Origin of the sequence: Patulibacter sp. NPDC049589, from assembly GCF_040675535.1 — a bacterium.
Taxonomy (GTDB): domain Bacteria; phylum Actinomycetota; class Thermoleophilia; order Solirubrobacterales; family Solirubrobacteraceae; genus Patulibacter.
Map to the genome: position 1 here is coordinate 1 of NZ_JBFAPC010000035.1, position 19,319 is coordinate 19,319.

General features: G+C 70.5%; 16 protein-coding genes and 1 pseudogene. 5 read left to right on the top strand and 12 right to left on the bottom strand.

Going from position 1 to position 19,319, the window contains the following annotated elements; all coding sequences use genetic code 11:
* The 5 genes from prs to AB0L40_RS08980 all read right to left on the bottom strand — a co-directional run.
* Nucleotides 1-461, bottom strand: a 461-nt coding sequence (gene prs, locus AB0L40_RS08960) for a ribose-phosphate diphosphokinase (RefSeq protein ID WP_364352458.1), incomplete at its 3' end; no start/stop codon positions are given.
* Nucleotides 462-538: 77 nt separating this feature from the next.
* On the bottom strand, nucleotides 539-2,002 hold the full coding sequence (locus AB0L40_RS08965) for a nicotinate phosphoribosyltransferase (RefSeq protein WP_364352361.1): 1,464 nt from the start codon (nucleotides 2,000-2,002) through the stop codon (nucleotides 539-541).
* Nucleotides 2,003-2,051: 49 nt separating this feature from the next.
* The gene (locus AB0L40_RS08970; protein ID WP_364352364.1) at nucleotides 2,052-2,870 is read right to left on the bottom strand and encodes a glutamine amidotransferase; all 819 of its coding nucleotides are present in this window, start codon (nucleotides 2,868-2,870) and stop codon (nucleotides 2,052-2,054) included.
* An 83-nt stretch (nucleotides 2,871-2,953) separates the two neighbouring features.
* Nucleotides 2,954-4,375, bottom strand: coding sequence for an ammonium transporter (locus AB0L40_RS08975; RefSeq protein ID WP_364352367.1), 1,422 nt, complete (start codon nucleotides 4,373-4,375; stop codon nucleotides 2,954-2,956).
* A 242-nt stretch (nucleotides 4,376-4,617) separates the two neighbouring features.
* A complete protein-coding gene (locus AB0L40_RS08980) occupies nucleotides 4,618-6,006 on the bottom strand; it encodes an NAD-dependent succinate-semialdehyde dehydrogenase (protein WP_364352370.1) in 1,389 nt (462 codons plus the stop codon).
* A gap of 290 nt (nucleotides 6,007-6,296) precedes the next feature.
* Between AB0L40_RS08980 and AB0L40_RS08985 the strand changes: the two genes are divergently transcribed.
* Nucleotides 6,297-7,712: an NAD-dependent succinate-semialdehyde dehydrogenase gene (locus AB0L40_RS08985; protein WP_364352373.1), complete on the top strand. Its 1,416-nt coding sequence runs from the start codon at nucleotides 6,297-6,299 to the stop codon at nucleotides 7,710-7,712.
* Nucleotides 7,713-7,879: 167 nt separating this feature from the next.
* On the opposite strand, the gene AB0L40_RS08990 is transcribed toward AB0L40_RS08985, so the two are convergent.
* Nucleotides 7,880-9,163: an IS1380 family transposase gene (locus tag AB0L40_RS08990; RefSeq protein ID WP_364352376.1), complete on the bottom strand. Its 1,284-nt coding sequence runs from the start codon at nucleotides 9,161-9,163 to the stop codon at nucleotides 7,880-7,882.
* A 605-nt stretch (nucleotides 9,164-9,768) separates the two neighbouring features.
* On the opposite strand from AB0L40_RS08990, the gene AB0L40_RS08995 reads away from it, so the two are divergent.
* Nucleotides 9,769-10,374, top strand: a complete 606-nt coding sequence (locus AB0L40_RS08995) for a hypothetical protein (RefSeq protein WP_364352379.1) — start codon at nucleotides 9,769-9,771, stop codon at nucleotides 10,372-10,374.
* Between the two features lie 203 nt (nucleotides 10,375-10,577).
* On the opposite strand, the gene AB0L40_RS09000 is transcribed toward AB0L40_RS08995, so the two are convergent.
* On the bottom strand, nucleotides 10,578-11,861 hold the full coding sequence (locus AB0L40_RS09000; RefSeq protein WP_364352382.1) for a stress response protein: 1,284 nt from the start codon (nucleotides 11,859-11,861) through the stop codon (nucleotides 10,578-10,580).
* A 401-nt stretch (nucleotides 11,862-12,262) separates the two neighbouring features.
* Here AB0L40_RS09000 and AB0L40_RS09005 point away from each other — a divergent pair, with 401 nt between their 5' ends.
* A complete protein-coding gene (locus tag AB0L40_RS09005) occupies nucleotides 12,263-12,712 on the top strand; it encodes a hypothetical protein (protein ID WP_364352385.1) in 450 nt (149 codons plus the stop codon).
* 96 nt (nucleotides 12,713-12,808) lie between these two features.
* Nucleotides 12,809-14,002, top strand: a complete 1,194-nt coding sequence (locus tag AB0L40_RS09010) for a ParB/RepB/Spo0J family partition protein (protein WP_364352388.1) — start codon at nucleotides 12,809-12,811, stop codon at nucleotides 14,000-14,002.
* A gap of 12 nt (nucleotides 14,003-14,014) precedes the next feature.
* On the opposite strand, the gene AB0L40_RS09015 is transcribed toward AB0L40_RS09010, so the two are convergent.
* The 3 genes from AB0L40_RS09015 to AB0L40_RS09025 all read right to left on the bottom strand — a co-directional run bounded on the left by AB0L40_RS09015 (nucleotide 14,015) and on the right by AB0L40_RS09025 (nucleotide 16,736).
* Nucleotides 14,015-15,250 (bottom strand): Fic family protein, encoded by a 1,236-nt coding sequence (locus tag AB0L40_RS09015; protein WP_364352391.1) that lies wholly within the window; start codon nucleotides 15,248-15,250, stop codon nucleotides 14,015-14,017.
* A 172-nt stretch (nucleotides 15,251-15,422) separates the two neighbouring features.
* Nucleotides 15,423-15,929: an ABC transporter permease gene (locus AB0L40_RS09020; protein WP_364352395.1), complete on the bottom strand. Its 507-nt coding sequence runs from the start codon at nucleotides 15,927-15,929 to the stop codon at nucleotides 15,423-15,425.
* A gap of 189 nt (nucleotides 15,930-16,118) precedes the next feature.
* Nucleotides 16,119-16,736 carry a TetR/AcrR family transcriptional regulator gene (locus tag AB0L40_RS09025; protein WP_364352398.1) on the bottom strand — a complete coding sequence of 206 codons (618 nt, stop codon included), beginning with the start codon at nucleotides 16,734-16,736 and terminating at the stop codon, nucleotides 16,119-16,121.
* Nucleotides 16,737-16,833: 97 nt separating this feature from the next.
* Here AB0L40_RS09025 and AB0L40_RS09030 point away from each other — a divergent pair, with 97 nt between their 5' ends.
* Nucleotides 16,834-17,583, top strand: a complete 750-nt coding sequence (locus tag AB0L40_RS09030) for an SDR family oxidoreductase (protein ID WP_364352401.1) — start codon at nucleotides 16,834-16,836, stop codon at nucleotides 17,581-17,583.
* A 57-nt stretch (nucleotides 17,584-17,640) separates the two neighbouring features.
* Here the strand turns inward: AB0L40_RS09030 and AB0L40_RS09035 are convergent.
* Together AB0L40_RS09035 and AB0L40_RS09040 are read right to left on the bottom strand one after the other, a co-directional pair.
* Nucleotides 17,641-17,931: pseudogene (locus tag AB0L40_RS09035) on the bottom strand (MFS transporter); the annotation flags it as partial.
* Nucleotides 17,889-19,265 (bottom strand): hypothetical protein, encoded by a 1,377-nt coding sequence (locus AB0L40_RS09040; protein WP_364352404.1) that lies wholly within the window; start codon nucleotides 19,263-19,265, stop codon nucleotides 17,889-17,891. The gene AB0L40_RS09040 and the pseudogene AB0L40_RS09035, both read right to left, overlap by 43 nt.
* Nucleotides 19,266-19,319: the final 54 nt, after the last annotated feature.

A 19,319-nucleotide genomic window follows, 5' to 3' on the forward strand; every position in this document is an offset into this window, starting at 1 on the left:
GTCAGCATCATCATCGCCGTCATGTGGTCGACGGGGATCTGGAAGAAGCCCTGGACCTGACCGGCGTGCAGGTCCATCGTCAGCACGCGGTCCGCACCGGCGGACTCGAGCATCCGGGCGACCAGGCGCGACGAGATCGGCTCCCGCGGGGCGCTCTTCTTGTCCTGCCGCGAATACCCGTACCACGGCGTCACGGCGATCACGCGGTGCGCACTGGCACCGACCGCGGCATCGATCATCACCAGCAGCTCCATCAGCGCGTCGTTGGCACCGATGCCCGTCTCCGGATTGCCACACGTCGGCTGGATGATGAAGACGTCGGATCCACGGATCGACTCCTCGAAACGGCAGTAGACCTCACCGTTCTGGAACGTCTTCAGCGTGACGGGGGCAAGCTCTATGTTCAGCCGGCCCGCGATCCGGGAGGCGAGCGCCAGGTTCGCCCTCCCAGACGCCATCATCATGCGCCTCTCGAACCCGAGGGTGATCTGCGTCTGGCTGTCCGAGGACGTCGTCCGCGCGATCGTCGCCCCCATGTCTACGCCGAGACGGGATCGTCGGACCGCGTTGCGCGCAGACCCTCGATCGCCGAGCTGTAGTAGTGCTCGGGCACCGGCTGCTCGCTGCGGGCGATCAACTCGGAGAAGTCCCACTTCTTCAGCAGCTGACCGTTGCGGAACACCGGCCGGAGCACGTTCTCCTCCCCCGGGATTGAGTCGCGTCGCACGGTCCGGTAGTCGCCGTCGACGTGCTGCAGGGCGAGCCGACCGGGCTTGGAGTGCTTCATGGTGTCGCCGGACGGTGCCTTCGCGACGTCGCGCCACTCGCCGTCGACGCACACCGCGCTGGCCTTCATCGCGAAGCCCATCGTGTCGCGGTTGCTGTGCTGGAGCAGACCGCCGCCCATACCGAACACGGTGTTGTCCGCGGCCAGGCCCCGGCGCTCGAGCTCGATGAACACCTCGGGGAGCGAGAACCGGTTGACACCGTCGCCCTGCACGACGCGGATGTAGTCCGGCAGGATCTTGAAGCCCTTCGAGTTGACGCTGTAGCCGAAGGACTCCATCAGCCACTCGGTCGTGTCCGCGGTGACCTGGATGACGTCGCCGGAGTCCGGGCGGATCCCCACGAGGCCCGGGAAGTTCTTGATCTGCTCCTTGAGCTGGACGCCGATGATGTTCTTGACCGCGTTCTCGTGGTCGTAGCTGTCGGTCAGCAGCAACGCGACGCCGTTGTCGGCGTAGAGGTCGAGCATGTTCGCCATCGCGTCGGCCTCGTAGTCACGGCCCCATGCGGTGAAGCCGGCGTGCTCGGAGTTGGGCCCCGAGTTCGAGGGCGCCACGGCGTTGTAGTACTTCTTGGCGGCGAGGATGCCCGGCACCGTGTCGCTCTGGGAGAAGTTGACCAGATGGGCGAGGCCGCCCAGCGCGGCGGACTCCATCGAGCTGACGCCACGGGCGCCGTAGTCGTGGAGGATGTGGCGCACCAGCTGCGGGTTGTCCGAGGTGCGTGCGAAGGCCTCGATGACCTGCTGCTTGGCCATCCAGCTGATGGTGCCGATCGTGGTGGGGTACCAGATGGCCCGCAGCAGGGCGGTCTCGAAGAAGCTCGTCGCCCACCAGTACTTGGGGTCGGTGTTGATGACCTGGACGAGGACGTTCTTGATCGGCAGGACCATCCCCTCGGGGACCGCCTCGATCTCCACGGGCAGGAATCCACCGTGGTCGTTCAGGACGCCGAGCCAGAGGTCCCGGTCGAAGTGCATGCCCTGCTCGCGCTCGGTGAACTCCGCCTCGTCGATGTCCTCGAGGGTGATCGGGTGCATCAGGTACTCGCGGATGAACGCCTGCAGGCCGACGAACATCGTCACCGGCATGTCCCCGTCGCGCGCCTCGATGTAGCTGGAGACGTACTGGGTGCCCTTGGGGTAGAGCTGGTAGTGACAGTGCTTGTAGTTGTCGGTGTTGATGATGATGTTGTGGAAGTTGTTGTAGCTCGTCATCGCGCGCTCCTAGAGGATGTGTGTCGGTAAGCCATGTTCAGGACGGAGGTCATCGGGCAGCGGCGGGTTCGCCCGCCGCGCCCTCGGTGCCCGCAGCTGCACCGCGGCCGCCGGCCGCCCAGCGGACGATCGACGCCCAGAGTTGCGGGTACTGGGACCAGCTGACGAACGCGGGGGGCGCCCAGTGCGGCGCGCAGTCGGAGGCGAACGCCACCGAGCGGCCGAGCCCGAACTCGCCGACCGTGATCAGCGGGTCCTCGCCGACCTGGACGATCACGCTCGCGTCGCCCTTGGCGACGAGCCGGTTGTAGCCGAGCAGGATCGGCCATTCACCGTGGGTGCCCGCGATCGCACCGTGGTCTGACGCGACGACGCAGGGCGACGCACCCTCGGGGATCTCGACCCGGTCGTCGTGGTCGAGCATGCGGACCGGCAGCACGTCCGCCAGCGGGCTCGCGCCGTACCGGGCACGGCCGTCGATCCCGGCGAAGGACAGGTACCCGCCGATCATCAGCAGCCCGCCCCCGCCCGAGACGTAGTCGACGAGCAGCCTGAGCCGGTTCACGCTCGGCTCCGAGCGGAGGAACACGTCGTCCGTGAGAAGGAACGAGTTGGCTCCGACGTCGCTGATGACCACGACGTCGTAGCGGCCCAGGTCCTCGGCGTCCGTCGGGAAGCGCGTCGTGATCTCGTGCGCCCGGACGTAGGTGACCGCATGACCGGCGTCGGCCAGGGCGGCCAGGAAGACGCCGCCCCCTTCCTCGTACTCCGTCGAGTGGAACTGGTCGAAGCCCTTCATGTGGACCGTGTGCTTGACCCACGACTCGCCGACGACGAGGACGTTGAGGCTCGGGTGACTTGGGGGCATTTCTCTCTTCACGTTCAGCATATGTAGAAACGTATCTAGTTCGTAGGCTACACGGACCCGATGCAGCGCCGCAAGCGGACGTTTCAGGCCTTGTCCGCCAGCACGACTCCGGGGGCGCCACTCACCGGGGTGCTGCTCGCCGGCGCATCCTCGTACGGCGTGGGCGGCGCGTGCCAGTAGTGCTCGTCGAGGCCGACGATCTCCGTCTCCTCCTTCACGCGCAGGCCGATCGTCTTCTCCAGCCCGAGGATCACGACCAGACCGGAGATCAGCGCGATGGCCAGGGTCACACCGAGGCCCGCCAGCTGCCAGCCGATGCTGATCGAGGCGTGCTGGGGCGCGTACTCGCCGGTCAGGCCGAAGTACCCACCGGTGTGCTTGCCAGACCCGACGATCCCTGCCACCAGCACCGAGTAGATGCCGCCGCCGAGGGCCAGGGGGACGATCTTCTTGTCATCGATCCGCAACACGAAGAGCAGTCGATAGACGCCGTAGACCACGAAGCTTGCAACGAAGGCGATGATCACGATCTCCCACGGCTGGGCGATGTCCAGGCTGGCGCCCGCACCGATGTAGCCCGCCGGCACGCCGATGAGCGCCATGATCGGGTTCCTGGTCCGGTAGGCGATCAGCGCGCCGCCGATGCCGCCCCCGATGTAGGACACGAAGACGTTGACCAGGGCGATCCCGAAGCCGCTCGTCGTGAGCGAGATGCCGAAGTAGCCCTCCTTCGAGACGAAGTAGCCGCATCCGAGGAACGCGAACGGGGCCGCGAACAGCAGCACGCCGACGCCCAGGGCCGTCCAGCTGAGGTTGTGCGGGATCGGCCCCATCGTGCGGGCGTCGGCGGCGAAGGCCCCGAGCCGCGGCCCCGCCCGCCAGGCCAGCAGCAGCGCCCAGACCCCGACGACGATGTACAACGAGTAGCTCCCGATGTAGTCGTGGACGCCGCGATTGGTCAGCGGGCTCGTCGATCCCCAGGTGTAGTAAAGGGCGACCGGGATGACGATGGCCCCGAGGATCAGGCTCATGATGTACATCGGCAGGGCCTTGACCCGCTCGAGCCCGGCCGAGTGCAGCAGCGCCGCCCCGACCATCGCGTAGGCGACGAAGAAGACCGCGAAGATCTGGAAGACGTCCGCCTCCGGGTAGGCCTTCGGATCCAGGTCCTGCGAGAAGTGCGTCATCGCCGGGCCGAACAGCGACCAGTCGTGCAGCGCCTGCCTGATCGGGTGCGGCGTTCCGAAGGCCTGGTAGTACTGCGACTGCCAGAACGCGTAGCCGATCGCCGCCATACCCAGGCCGGCGAGGAGCGCCCCCACGAGCTTCTGGATCCAGGTGTCGAGGAGGTTCTTGCGACGCACGAGGCCCGCGTCGATCAACCCGACCGCGACGACGACGAACAGCAGACACACCGTTGCCATCGCGTAGAAGATGTCCTGCGTGAACAGGTCGCTCGTGACCTGACCTGCGAACGAGCTGACCACTGGTGTCGGCGCCCCCATGGGACCGTTCCTTTCGATCGGTTGATGTCCTGGCCGATCCCCGGGGCGCCGATGGCCGAGAACTCAGCGCACGCGACCCGCGGTACGGCCCGGACGACTAGAAACGAATCTAGTCGCCTTCCGTGGGAGTCGTCTATGGCCCGGGATAGAAACGTGTCTATCCAATTGGCCAGCCGGACAGAGAGGCCCCATCCGGGCCGGGCGGAGGACGGACCCGTGGTCGACGTGTGGCCCCTGCGGCGCTAGGCATCCACGCCGCCGATCCGGACGAGCTTGTGATTGACGAACTCGTCGAGCCCGTACTGTCCGAGCTCTCGCCCGAAGCCTGAGCGCTTGGTCCCGCCGAACGGCATGTTCGGTCCGTCGCCGCTGACGCAGTTGATGAACACCATGCCGACGTCGAGCGCCTCGGCGACCCGGACGGCCTGCTCCCGGTCCGACGAGAAGACGTACGCCCCGAGCCCGAAGGGGCTGTCGTTGGCCAGCGTGATCGCCTCCTCCTCGGACGCGACGCGGTAGGCCTGGGCGACGGGGCCGAAGAACTCCTCGGAGTACGCGTCGTTGCCGGGGCCGATGCCGGCGAGGAGCGTCGCCGGGAAGAAGTTCCCGTCCGGCGTCCCGCCTCCCGCGACCACCGAAGCGCCCTGCGCCACTGCGTCCCCGAGTTGCGCGCTGAGGCGGTCGGTCGCCGCCGCCGACGACAGCGGGCCGAGGAACCCGCCGCCCGGCTCGGTGGGATCGGCCGGCACGAGTGCGGCCAGCGCAGCCCCGAAGGCCTCGAGGAACGGCTCGTAGAGCTCGTCCAGGACGATGAAGCGCTTGGCGCCGTTGCAGGTCTGGCCGGTGTTGAACATGCGCGCGGCCACCGCCGCCTCGACGACGGAGCCGAGGTCGTCGGCCGACAGCAGGACGAAGGCGTTGGATCCGCCGAGCTCGAGGACGACCTTCTTCAGGTGCCGGCCGGCGATCTCGGCCACGGCAGCGCCGGCGCGCTCCGATCCGGTCAGCGAGATGCCGCGCACACGGGGATCCGCGATCACCGACTCGATCTGCTCGTGGGTCGCGTAGAGGTTGACGTAGGCGTCGGCGGGCACCCCCGCGTCGCGGAACATCCGCTCGATCGCCGCCGAGGACTCCGGGCACTGGGGTGCGTGCTTGAGGAGGATCGTGTTGCCCACCAGCAGGTTCGGCGCCGCGAACCGGCCCACCTGGTAGTAGGGGAAGTTCCACGGCATGATGCCCAGCAGCACTCCGAGCGACTGGCGTCGGACGATCGCGCTGCCGCCCGTTCCTGCGGGCACGTCGAGGGGCTGGTCCGCCATCAGCTCCTCCGCGTGCGCAGCGTAGTACTCGTAGATCCCCGCCGTGAAGTCCACCTCGCCGAGCGCCTGCTCGATCGGCTTCCCCATCTCGGCGACGATGGTCTCCGCCAGCTCCTGTCGCCGCTCGACGTGCAACCGACCGACGCGGCCGATGATCTGCGCCCGCTCGCCGAGCGAGGTGCGACGGGACCAGCCGACGTGGGCGGCGTCCGCACGCTGCACCGCACCGCGCAGATCCTGGTCGGAGATCGTCGGGTACTCCTCGAGCTGCGCTCCGGTCGCCGGGTTGACGATTGCGTACATGCTCATATGGCCTCCTGACGAGCCGCCGGTCGAACGAGCGGCGGCTGTTGCTAGAATCGTTTCATCATAGGACGACGGCCGGACGTGGCGCGTCGGAACTACGCCAATGACTCAGCGCGTTCCTGCTGGCCGGCACAGCCTAGAGACCACGAGAACCGTTTGCACTATCCATCTGGCCTATCGAGACCTCGGCGCCTGATTCGGAACGGCCCAACGCGCGTGGAGCCCTCCGGGTCCGCCGACGCGGCCGTACGCCGGTCATGGCCCGTCCACCACGAGCAGTGCGAGGGAACGCGATGAGCATCGAGACGATCAACCCTGCGACCGGCGAGACGCTTGCCGGCTACGACGAGACCACCGACCGCGAGATCGACGCCCTCCTCGGTCGAGCGCAGTCGGTGTCCGCGGACTGGGGCTCACGCCCGGTGTCCGACAGAGCGGAGGTCCTCCGCGCGTTCGCGCGGGACCTGCGTGCGCGTTCGGAAGCTCTGGCCGTCCTGGCGACCAGCGAGATGGGCAAGCCGATCCGCGAGAGCCTCGCGGAGGTCGAGAAGTGCGCGTGGACGTTCGAGGTCTTCGCCCGGGACGGCCCGAGGATGCTCGAGCCCACGGCGATCGACACCGGTGCGGTCGAGTCCTACGTCTCGTACGCCCCGCTGGGGGTGTTGTTCGCGATCATGCCGTGGAACTTCCCGTACTGGCAGGTCGTGCGAGCGCTCGCGCCGGCGCTCATGGCCGGCAACGCCGTCGTCCTCAAGCACGCGCCCTCGACCGCGGGTGCAGCGCTCGCCCTGGCCGGCGTCGCGCGCGCAGCTGGCGTCCCCGAGGGCGTCTTCTCGGTCGTCCTCGCCGGCTTCGACCGCACGCCGGGGGTCAGCGACCGGATCATCAGCGACCCGCGCGTGCAGGCCGTGACGCTGACCGGCTCCACCGGCGCCGGGCGAGCGGTCGCCGCGATCGCCGGACGCGAGCTGAAGAAGTCGGTCCTCGAGCTCGGCGGCAGCGACCCGTTCGTGGTGCTCGCCGACGCCGACCTCGACGCTGCCGCCGCCTGGGCGGTTCGCAGCAGGTTCCAGAACGCCGGGCAGTCGTGCATCGCGACCAAGCGGCTGATCGTCGAAGACGCCGTCGCGGAGCGGTTCATGGAGAAGATGCTTGCCCGCGTCGACGAGTTGCGTCTCGGAGACCCCTCCGAGACGACGACGACGGTGGGCCCGATGGCACGACGGGATCTGCGCGATCTCGTCGCCGACCAGGTCCAGCGGTCCGTCGACGCCGGCGCGCGGCTCGTGCGCGGCGGACGGATCCCGGACCGTCCCGGGTTCTACTACGAGCCGACCGTGCTGGACCACGTCACCCCGGAGATGGCGGTCCTCCGCGAAGAGGTGTTCGGTCCCGTCCTGCCGGTCGTCCGGGCCGCCGACGCCGACTCGGCCGTCGCCCTCGCCAACGCCACCGAGTTCGGTCTCGGCTCCAACGTATGGACGTCCGACCTCGAGCGCGGGAAGTCCATCGCTCGCCGAGTCGCAGCCGGTCACACCGCGATCAACGGCATGACGAGCTCGGACCCCCGGCTCCCGTTCGGCGGCATCAAGTCCTCAGGCTACGGTCGCGAGCTATCGAGCCTCGGACTCCACGAGTTCGTCAACGTCCACACCGTCGTGGTCAACCGATCCGAAGGGCCAGGCGGAGTAGAGACGGCGAGCGAGTAGCTGCTCGCACCGCCGTGTCGATCGAGGGCCGCGAAGCGGTCCTCGATCGGGCCGGTGACGCGGTTCGCGGTCGTCCTGAGAACGAGGAACGCGGCATCGAGGGTGTTCGCGGGCAGGGGCGACCGCGGCGGGTACTACCGGTCGATGGATGAGGTCCCGCGCCGGGGTCAGCCGGGCGGCGCAAGCGCGCGAAGCCGGCCGAGCACGGCCATGAACTGCGCCTCCCACGGCCACCGCGCCGGCATCGAGAGCCGGACCTGCCGGCCGTGGCGGGTCAGCCGGCCGGGCACCGAGAGCAAGCGGTCACGGATCGTCCTAGCGGTCCGGATCGTGCTGCCCGGCAGCCCCAAGGTCTGCGTCCACCGCAGCAAGTTGTGCGCGAGCGCCGCAAGGACGGTCCACGCGCCGTTGGCGTTGAACCGGCCGGACGGGAAGTGCGCCAGCCCTTGGTCTTTGAGGTCGCGGATCGAGAGCTCGACGACCGCGTGCTGGCGATGCTCGGCCTCGACCACATCGACCTTGTCGGTGCGGTTGGTGAAGAACGGAAAGTGTCGCCACTCCGGAAACATCTCGTCCTGCTTCCCGCGCAGCCGCACGCGGCGAACGATCAGCCGGCCGCCGTTGAACGTCGTCTCCGCAATCTCCGCCACCCCGGTCTTCGGATAGTCCTCAATGACCGACCAGGCGTCGTCATCGATCGCCTCGACCGCCGCGCGGATCGGCTTCTGCATCCGCGCGCCGATCGAGTACAGCCAGCCCGCCGCTTCGAGCTTTCCCATCAGCTTGGTGTTCCAAAACCCGGAGTCCGCGCGCAGCAGCTTCTCGCCGTTCGCACCGGCGCGCTGCAGGCGCGGGAGGAGCTCGTCGACGAACCGCAGCACGCCGCGGGCGGTGTTCGCAGAGCCCTTCCGAAACCTGATGTGGAGCACCTCGCCGGTGTCCGCCCTGGTCGCCAGCAGCGGGTGGTAGCCGCGGACCTTGGAGTACCCGTACGACGTGCCCTCCTTGGCGTAGTCGTGGGTCTGGCCGACGAACGAATCGACATCCACCACCAGCCGGCCATCACCGGGGCCCGCACCGCAGGTCCACGCCCGTCGGAGCACTTCCGCGAAGACCCGGTCGAGCTGCCGGACGTGCCCGAACGTGAACGCCCGCAGGAACGTGCCGAGCGTCGGCGGTGCCAACGCCGCGAACCCGAGGACCGCCTCGGTCTGCCCGGCCTTGAGGATCGCGCAGTCATCGATCGAGTCCGCACCCAAGGTCATCGCGTGCACAACGGATGAGACCTTCCGGCCGACGTTCGCCGCACCCGCGACATCGCCGAGCGACAGCCACCGGTCGACCAAGTCGACGAGCCCGAGCCTGTCGGCGAGGACCGCGGGGAGCATCACGCCGGCGTTGGCGACGACCCGCTCATCATCAAACGAAACGACCGCGTGGTCGTGCACCATGTGGGCGACCTCCCGAGCGGTGCCGCGGCTGCTGCAACCAGCCGCTTTCAAGCCCCGCTTGGGAGGTCATCCTCTCCAACCGTCCCGACAGAACGGTGGATCCGGGCTAAGCGTCGCGGCGAACGAGCCTGAGCGCTTCACCGTGCGGCATGGTCGACGGGACACGGGATGGCGTGATCGGGGAGCTGCGGGCCGCACCGTGCCGGCCCCGTCACGTCGAAATGGGGTGCTGCCGCAGCGACGATTCGCGCGTCACGGCCGTGGTTCGACCCCCGGAACCAGCGCCGTCGGCGTCCTCGAACCGAGGCGCAGACGGGGTTTGCGGGTTTGGGCCCGTGGGCCGCGATCGCCCCGACGCGGCTGCGGCGGACGACGAATCCCGGGGGTCGATGTCTGGGGTTCCAGGGAGTCGGCCTCTGCCAATCACCCGCCCGTTCCGCCGGTTGGGGGATGGCGCCCGGGGCGTCCTGGCGGGATGGTTGAATCTTTCAACGACCCGACGAGCTGCGAGGCTCGTGGTCACCATCGAGCACCGGCCTTCGGGCATGGGTCGACGACCCGTCCCGACCGCCGGTCCCCCTGCCCGGTTTCCGATCCCCCACTCCATGTCCCCCACCTCTAACACCCTCGAGCGGCGCCGCGCCACGGCCCGCCCCCGCTCGACCGTCAAGGCTCCTCGCCGGGGCGCTGCGGTCTCGGCGTTCACCACCGCGGCGCAGCAGACGATCGGCACCGCCGACACCGCGGACGCGCCGTCGCTCGACGCGCGCTGGCGCCACGTCCACGAGTCGGTCGAGCTCGTCGTCGAGGTCGCGCTCGCCGGGCAGCTGTTCGATCTGCACCGCGGCGCCTTCGGCGACGAGCGTCAGGACGACCTCGAGCGCTCCCGGTACCGCGTCCGCGACGCGTGCGCCGACGTCGTCCAGCGCTTGACCGCCGCGCATCGGGACCTCGCCCACCAGGGCGTCACCGACGACGAGATCGCCCGCCACGCCGACCTCGTGAAGCAGCGCTGGCAGGACGACCCGGAGGGCGCGGTCACTGCGCTGCCGACGCTCCTGGCCCGCGAGCTCTCGGAGGCCCTGAAGGACCGTGGGACCACCGGGGACCCCGGCACCCCGATCGCCGAGGCCGCCGGCACCGCCCTGGCCCTCTGGCTCCTCACCGACGCCGAGCACGATCCCGCACGCGTTCGCCCGACGGCGGCCTGAGCGGGTAAGCGACGGGCGGTCGCGACGGAGCTGGCGGCGCTCCGCCGACGCCGCCCGGATGCGCGAGGCCGACTTTCCGTCGCGTCGATCATTCGAGTTCGTGAGGGGACCGCACGCGCACCGCACCTCGCTGCTCCGTCAGGTCCCGGAGAGCCCTGTGCGATGTCGTTCCAAGTGACCGGCGTCGGCCAGGCTGCGCGTCCTCAGTCGTTGGAGACGCTCGACTCGTTAGCGTCGTCGTCCTCGTCGATCCCCGTGCCAGTCGAGCGCGGCGCCCGGGGCTGCCAGCCCTTCAGGTTCTGAACGAGGTCGCGGTAGAAATCGAAGGCGTGGCCGCGGGTGTCGCGCACGAACGATCCCGGGTCCTTGCCCCGCTTCTGGCCCATCGGGCGCAGCATCGTGAGGGTGAACGCTCGCGGTTCCCGCTTCGGATCAGCCTCGTAGAGCAGCCGCTCCGGCGCATCGCGCACGTTGCCGAGCAGGTCGACCGTGGTCTGACGCACGTTCGGATAGTGGACCTCCACACGAAGATCATCGGGGCTCTCTCGAAGCTGCCGCAGGAGCCAGTTGATACGCGGCTTCGCCCGCCCCTCTTTCGGAGCGTCGAACGTGACGCTGGTCCCGGACTGCCTCGTCCGGAGGTCCGCGCGGAGGGTGATGTCGCCAACGGCATTCGGTACTCGGATCGGAGCTTCCAAGCGACCCGTCTCGACCAGTGCGAGGACGAGCTCTTCGAGTCGCTGCGTCGTGAGCTGCTTGCGCGGCCGCGGCGACGTGACCTTCTGCCCGAGGTCCTGAGACAGACCCATGCACACGTACTGGGTGAACTCCTCCCAACGCTCCGCGATCACCTTGGCGTCATCCGACGCCCGGAGAGTCCCGTCGTGCGCCGCCTTGCGGACACCTACCCACTTGTCACCCATGTCGCCGAAGCCGCCCGCGCCGGAAGCATCGTGGTCGAAGTACGCGATGAGCTCGTCGAGGATCCAGGCTTGATCCGGGTCGGAGACTCCGCGGTGCCGGCTCTGAACCACCGCCTCGGTGATGACTCTCCACCATGAGAGATGCCAAAGGTCGACCTTGCGAAGCTTGCGCTTGTCGACGGTGACGGGCGTCTCGGCCGACGACGCCGTGATCTGGTTCGAGATCGTCAGGACCGCATCGAAACCGTGGTCCCGGGCAATGTCCAGGTAGGAGGCCACCTGTTCATCGCGAAGCGGAGCCTTACCCGTCTTCACCTCGACGAGACAGGTCCACGAACGCTTCCCGTACTCGCAGACGATCGCGCCGTCAGGGATCTGCGTCTTCCCCTCGCTGTCCGTGAACCGCACCTCAGCGAAGGTGTCGATGACCTTCGACTTCGGAGCGCCGAGCTCCTTGATCAGCGCATGACCGAACTCCGGCACCGCGCGCATCACAGCGAGCAGTGCCGACGTCGCCCGGCGCTCCTGCTCCTCTTGACCCTTGATGCCGACCGTCGGCAGCAACCGCGCTGGGTGCCGCGTCTCCCGGCCGCTGGTGGTTGGACCTGGGACGCCATCGGCCGACCCTATCCGCGGAGTGGTGATCCACCAAGAATTCAGCAGGCGTACTACCCGCGAGAAACCGCTGGAAACTGGGGCCCGCGGACGGCCGAGGTGGCGGCGCGACCGCAGACGCCCGGGCTTCGGTGAGGCACCGGGACCGTGGCACACCACGGGTGGAGTGCCCGAGACGTCAGTCGCGGACGCGCCATTCGTCCGGTCGATGTACGGCTGCTCAGGCGGTCGGGGTCAACGGACGACGTCAGTCCCCGGGGCACTCTCTGACGTCCCTCCGATCCATCGGTTCCGTCCCACACACCTAGGAAGCAATCACTGTGCGAAACCCATCCCCTGTCCTCCTGCCCTTGACTGCTGTCGTCTGCGGCCTCGCCGCCTTGACCGGCTGCGGCTCGTCCGAGCAGGCCACGTCGACGACCGTCGTCGAGCGGGTGACCGTCGAGGCTCCAGCAGCCACGACAGCCGCCGAACCGCAGACCAAGAAGGTCGCTGCGGCCGAAGAAGAGGTCGAGGCGACCACGACGCAGAAGGCCGCTGCTGCGCAGCCCAAGAAGGCGAAGAAGGCGGCCTGTACTTCGCGGGTCCCTGACGTCGTAGGCATGGAGAATCTGCAGGTCTCCCAGGATGCTCTCCAGGAAGCGGGCTACTACCTGATGAGGCAGAAGGACGCCACCGGCCAGGGTCGTTCGCAGCTGTGGGATCGCAACTGGGTCGTGCTCCGGCAGCGTCCGGTCGGCGGAACGTGCGCATCGCTGGGCACCCTCATCACGACGTACTCGAAGAAGATCGGCGAGTAGGGGGCCCTGACGCGCTGTCCCGTTCCCAGCCGACCCGGGCGCACCCCACCGCTCCCCCGCTCTAAGGTGCCCCCTCGATGACGAGGACGGTGCTGCATGTCGGTTGACGACTTCCAGAAGGGCGAGGAGGCGGTCGCTCAGCTGAACGCCGAGCGCGCCGAGAAGGAGCGCGAGCGGCTGGCCGCCGAGCTGGCGGCCGAGCCGCAGTTCGACACCGCGACGAAGGACCGGGTCCGGCAGGTCGTGCGGGTCGAGCGGATCTCGACGGATCGCAACATCCGGCCCGACCTGCCCGAGATCCACGACCTGGCGCTGTCGATCCGGCAGCGCGGGCTGCTGACGCCGCCGCTCGTCCGCCGCAAGCCGGAGAGCGACGGGGAGTTCCTCCTCGTGGCCGGCCATCGACGCCACGCGGCGCTGGTCGCGTTGGGCTGGGAGACGACGCCGGTCGACGAGATCGTGGACCTCGACGAGGACGAGGCGTTCGAGATCCAGCTGCTGGAGAACGTCCAGCGCGTGCAGCTCGAGCCGATGCAGGCCGCCCGCGGCCTGCGCCTGCTCATGAAGCGCCGCGAGGGGGCGAGCGCCGCCGAGGTCGCCCGCTCGATCGGTCTCTCCCCCGCGTGGGTCCGCCGCCACCTCAAGCTGCTCGAGCTGCCCGACGAGGTGCAGCAGCGCGTCGCCGAGGGCGACCTGTCGCTGACGATCGCCGACCTGCTGCGCCGGCAGACCGACAAGGGCGCGATCACCAGCAAGCAGGCGATCGACCTGGCCGGTCAGGTCGCGCAGGGCGACATGACGCCGGCGCAGATCCGCGAGACCTTCGGCGAGACCCGCGGACCGAAGGCCCCCGCGCCGGTCAAGGGCGTCTTCCGTCCCGGCGACGGTCCCGAGCCCCGCGGGGACGACAACTGGTACGACGAGGGCTCGACCGCCGACCCGGCGTCGCGCGAGTACCCGGTGCCGGACTACCGCCCCGTCCGCAGCGACGAGAGCCGGCCCGTCGGCGAGGACGGCGTGCCCGCGGCCTGGGACGGCGGGCGCCCCCGCGAGACCATCGCGGGCGAGGCGACCGAAGGCCAGATCAACGCCCAGCTCGACCGCTACCTCATCCGTTGGCTGACGGAGCACACCAAGGCGGTGCGCGACGCGATGGACCTGCCGGCCGACCTGGACGACCTCGGGGCCGCCGACCTGTCGATGCACGTCCGCCGCTGCGCGCAGGCGCTGCTGCGGGCCGACAAGGTGACGGCGGCGGCGCACCCGGACGCGGTGAACCGGGTGCTCTGAGCGCGGGCGGCTCTACCGCGTCTCCCCCGCCCCCACCGTCCCTCCGGACAGCGTCCGCTCGAACTCGTCCAGCAGGGCGAACAGACCGACGCTCTCCCACTGGCGGTTGCGCTTGCCGACGGTCACCTGGCGCAGGATGCCGTCCTCCTCCATCTGGTTGAGCGCTTGGCGGACCTGTTCCTGGCTGCGGCCGGTGCGGGCCACGCCCTCGCCGAGGCCGACGACGCCGAGCTGCGGGAGGACGGCGATGAGCTTCTCGGCCGTCGCGTCGGAGCGGCGGTGACGGGAGGCCGCCCGCCAGTCGCGTTGGAGGGCGTCGATCTCGTCCGCGAGCCCGCGGGAGGCGGTGGCGACCTCCTCCAGGGCGTCGCAGATCACCCGCACCCAGCGGTCGGCACCGGCCGGCCCGTCGAAGCGCCAGGCGGTCAGGCCCGAGACGTAGGCCTCGCGGTCGCGGGACAGCACGAGGGAGATCGGGGGGACGACGTCGGTGGCCAGGCCGCTGCGGCTGAGGACCATGCCGAGGAGGATCCGCCCGACGCGTCCGTTGCCGTCGGCGAACGGGTGGATGGTCTCGAACTGCGCGTGGGCGGCCGCGGCCTGGACCAGGGGCGGGACGTCCGGGCGGTTGAGGAAGGCGCAGAGGTCGTCCATCAGCGCGGGGACGTCGTCGGGCGGCGGGGGCATGAAGTCCGCGCCCACCGGCGTGTGCGGGTCGGGGCCGATCCAGTTCTGCTTCGTGCGGAGGGCGCCGGCGTGGGCCGCGAGGGCCCGGTCGCCCCGCGCGACCGCGGCGTGGAGGCGCTCGACGATCGCGACCGTGAACGGCTCGGTCCCCGCCGCCCACTCGTGCGCGTCGGTGACGGCGGCGATCGCCTCCAGCGCCGCGTTCGCGTTCTCGTGGTGCCGGCCGCCGGCGGTGACCTTCGCGAGCGTGCGGTTGGAGGGCACGGCGACGCCCTCCATCTGCGACGACGCGATCGCCTCGGACCGCAGCAGTTGTGCCGAGAGGCTCTCGACGCCCAGGCTGGCCGTGTGGTGCTGCAGCGCCGTCACGGACTGCTCGGCGTCGGACATGGACCGGAGCGCCGCGCTGGAGACCGAGAGCTCGAGTCGCCGGATCGGTGCAGGGACGTACGCCTCGATCCGGGCGGGCACCCGTGCGCGCTTCGGGCCCGGGCCGTCGAGCTCGGGGGTCCAGAGGTACCGCTCGACGCGAAACGCGTTCCCGGGATCCCGATCGGCCATATCCAGGTTTATGCTACTAAACCTGGATATGAGCGGATTGCGTCCCGGGTTTGGCAGGAGGCTCCGCCACACGTTCAGCGGACCCGCGTCCCGCACGCACAACGGGCCGCCCCGAAGGACGGCCCGTTGGACGTGGTGAGGACCGGCGATCTACCGGCCCTCGGTGCGTTGCTCAGCCTCCGACGGGGAGCTTGGCGTCGGCGCCCCAGAAGAAGAACGTGAATCCTTCGTTCAGGACCATCGTCAGCACCAGGGCGACGACCATCGATCGGGCGGTGGCCTCACCGACTCCGACTGGTCCGCCCTTGGCGTTGAAGCCGTAGTACATGGCCGCGATCACGATCGCGACCCACATCACGAGCGTCTTGAAGTACGAGAAGAAGATCGACGGGGCATCCGTGAACGCCCAGTGGACCGACTCCCACGCACCCCGGGAGAGCTCGCCGATCTGGAACACGATCGGGGACAACGCCGAGAACACACCCGCGTACGACGAGGCGCCGTAGCCGCGCAGCACGTACACCGACTCGTTGCCGCACGTCAGACCGAACGTGAACTGCATCGCCCACAACACCAGCGCACTGCCGGTGATCAGCAAGGCGACCTGCCGCATGACCTCGGCGGAGTAACGCAGCGTGCCACGCAGCTCCAAGAACGACCGGCCCGCGAACGAGCCCAACTGGCCGGCCTCGACCAGGATGTTCCTGACCGGGTCGACGAATTCAGGAGGTAGTTGTAGACATTGACCGCGCAGAACGAGACGACGACGGCCTGGTTGACGGCCTTGCCGACCCCCGCCGCGCCACCGCGGCTAGCGGGCCCGGGAACGGTTCGAGACCCGGATGTGCGTCCCTCTCGCGCCCGGGCCCTACCCCTCCGCCCGACGCCCCCGGCCGACTCCGGGCGCCGTCGCCAGCGCCGCCATCGCGGTGTCGGCCGCCGCCTGCAGCGCCGCCTGCGGCCGTCCCGCCCGGCCGAGCGTCTCGATCCCGCGCAGCACCGAGAGCAGGAGCGCGCCCGCGGCGGCGGGGTCGAGGTCGGTGCGGAGGTCGCCCGCGGCCTGGGCGCCACGGACGCAGTCGGCCAGCGCCCGCTCGTAGACCGCGTAGAAGTCGGTGGCCGTCCGGGCGACGTCCGCGTCCTCGCCGGCCAGCTCGGCGGTCGCCTTCGCCAGCAGGCACCCGCGCCGCGACGCCTCGGGGTCGGCGACCTTCCCCCGCAGGTGCGCCTCGAGCCGCCCGCGCGCACCGCGGTCGTCGCCGGCCAGCTCCCGCTCGATCGACGCCGCGTTCTCGTCGCAGTACTGGGTGAAGGAGCGCAGGAACAGGCCGTGCTTGTCGCCGAACGCGCCGTAGAGGCTGCTGCGGCTCAGGCCGGTCGCGGCCGTCAGGTGCTCGACCGACGTCGCCGCGTAGCCGTGGTCGTGGAAGGCGTCGCGGGCCTGCCGCGTCACGTCGGGTTCGTCGAAAGCCCTGGGGCGCGCCATGGGGACAGCGTACCCGAGTTCGGGACTGACCGTTCCGCTATGCTCCGCTCGTCGGGTTCCGGACCGATCGTTCCGCAATCGAATGAGGGAGCACCCCATGACGCAGGTTCTGGCAGGGAAGGTCGCCGTGGTCACCGGCGGCACGAGCGGGATCGGGCTGGCGATCGCCCAGCGCTACGCCGCCGAGGGGGCCAAGCTCTTCGTGACCGGCCGCCGGCAGGAGGTCCTCGACGCGGCGGTCGCCCAGATCGACGGCGACGCGACCGGCGTTCGCGCCGACGCGGGGAGCGCCGCGGACGTCGAGGCGCTCTACGCCGTCGTCGGCGAGGCGGCCGGCCGGATCGACGTGCTCGTCGCCAACGCCGGCGGCGGCTCGTTCGCGCCGCTCGGCGAGATCACCGAGCAGCAGTACCGCGACACGTTCGACTCGAACGTCCTGGGCACGCTCCTGACCGTGCAGGGCGCGCTGCCGCTGCTGGTCGACGGCGCCTCGGTCGTCCTGCTGAGCTCGACGACGTCGGTCACCGGCGGCGCCGCGTTCAGCGTCTACGCCGCGTCGAAGGCCGCGATCCGCAACTTCGCCCGCAGCTGGGCACTGGACCTCAAGGACCGCGGCATCCGCGTCAACGCCCTGGCCCCCGGACCCACCCGCACGCCGGGCCTGGTCGGCCTCGTGCCCGACGACCAGCAGCAGGGCCTCCTCGACGCGATGGCCGCCGAGGTCCCGCTCGGCCGGGTCGGCGAGCCGTCCGAGATCGCCGGCGCGGCGCTCTTCCTGGCGTCGCCGGACGCGAGCTTCGTCAACGGCGCGGAGCTCTTCGCGGACGGCGGGCAGGCGCAGGTCTGACGGGTCGCGGCCTGCAGTCCGACCCCCGCTTCCCCGCAGCCCGCCGACGAACAGCAGGACGCCGACGGCGACGTTGATGAACATGACCAGGCGCCAGTCGAGCTCGGTGAGGACCCCGCCCAGGACCATCCCGAGCGCGCTGGACGCGGCGGCGACCAACGCCCAGACGGTGAGCGCGCTCGCCCGCCGGACGGGATCCGTGTGGGTCGAGGTGATCAGGCTGAGGCTCGACGGCGCCAGGGCCGCGGCGCCGAGGCCCTGGACGATCCGGGCGGCGATCAGGAGCCCGGGGATGCCAACCCGGCTCAGTCGCGGAAGAGCACCGAGGCGACATCGGCTCCCGGCCACTCGGGCACGACCAGCGCGCCCCGCGCCGTGCGCCCGAGGACCGCGACGTCGGTGGTGCCGCGCTCACGAGCCTCCGGGGCCCGCGCCCACGGGGCGGGGATCAGGCCGACCGGCGGCGTGAGCGCCGACGACCGGCGTCCCGCTCGCACCTCGACGCCGGCGACCCGATCGTCCGCCGCCACCAGGAGGTACGGGCCGTCGACGCGCGGGTCCGACTCGTCGTCGGTGGTCGTGTCCGGGTCGTCGGTCCGCGTCGCCCGCTGCACGTAGGCCGCTCCCAGCGCCGGGCCGTCGTCCGCGCGCTGCGGGTTGTCGGCCCCGCCGAGCGCGATCGCGGTGGCGCCGTACCGCCGCGCGGCCACCGTGGAGCCGCCGGCGGCGGCGACCAGCGCGGGACGACGGTTCTCGGAGCGCCCCGCGACGAGGGAAGGCGTCGCGGAGACCACGACGACCGGGCCCAGCGGGGGCAGGGAGCGGACCGCGAGGAGGTCCAGCCGCGGGAGCGCGGACGGCCGCTGCGGCCGCGCGTCGTCGCCCGCCGTCGTTCCCGCCAGGCTCGCCGCCGCGACGAGCCGCTGCGCCCCCGGCGACGGCACGGCGTCCGGGCCCGAGTCGAGGCGCCGGAGCAGCGCCGGCGAGAGCTCGCGGAGCGCCGGGACCGCACCGCTGCCGCCGGGCACCCCGCCGAAGAAGACCCCGACCGCGGGGCGGTCGGCCGACGCTGACGAGAACCGCGACCGCAGGCCGTCCGGCAGCGTCAGCGTCCCATCGGGGAGCGAGCCGCTGTCGCGGTGCCAAAGCCCGGCGTCCAAGCGCACCTGCGCGTCGTTCCGGCCTGCGGCGACGGACGCCCGGAAGCTCGCGTCCGTGCCCTCCCGGACCAGCACCTCACCGCCCGAGGCGACGAGGACCGGGTCCTCCGCCTCGTCGACCACGGCCTCGGATATCTGCCAGTACTCGCGGCCGCGGAGGCGGCGCAGCACCGCCGCCTCGCGGTCCGACGCGAGGACGACCGCGTCGGTGTCGGGGGACACGCGGCCCGCCCAGAGCGCCGTGACGTCGACCCGGCCGTGGCCGACCCAGTCGTCGTCGCCGCGTCGGGCCGAGCGCACCCAGGCCTTCGCCGCGCTGCGGATCAGCCCCGTGTCCCGCGCCCCGTCGCCCCGGAGCGGGAACCCCGTCGCGGGGGCGCCGCGGACGATCCGGAGCTCGTCGTCGCCCTCGCCGCGGCCCGCCACGACGACGGCGAGCAGGACGAGCACCACGAGCAGGACGACACCGCCGCCGAGGACGCGAGGGTTGCGGGTGCGGAGGGCGCTGGCGAACGAGGACACGGGTCGCCCGAGCCTAGGTGTGGCCGCCGGCCCCGGACAGCCCATCTTCACGAA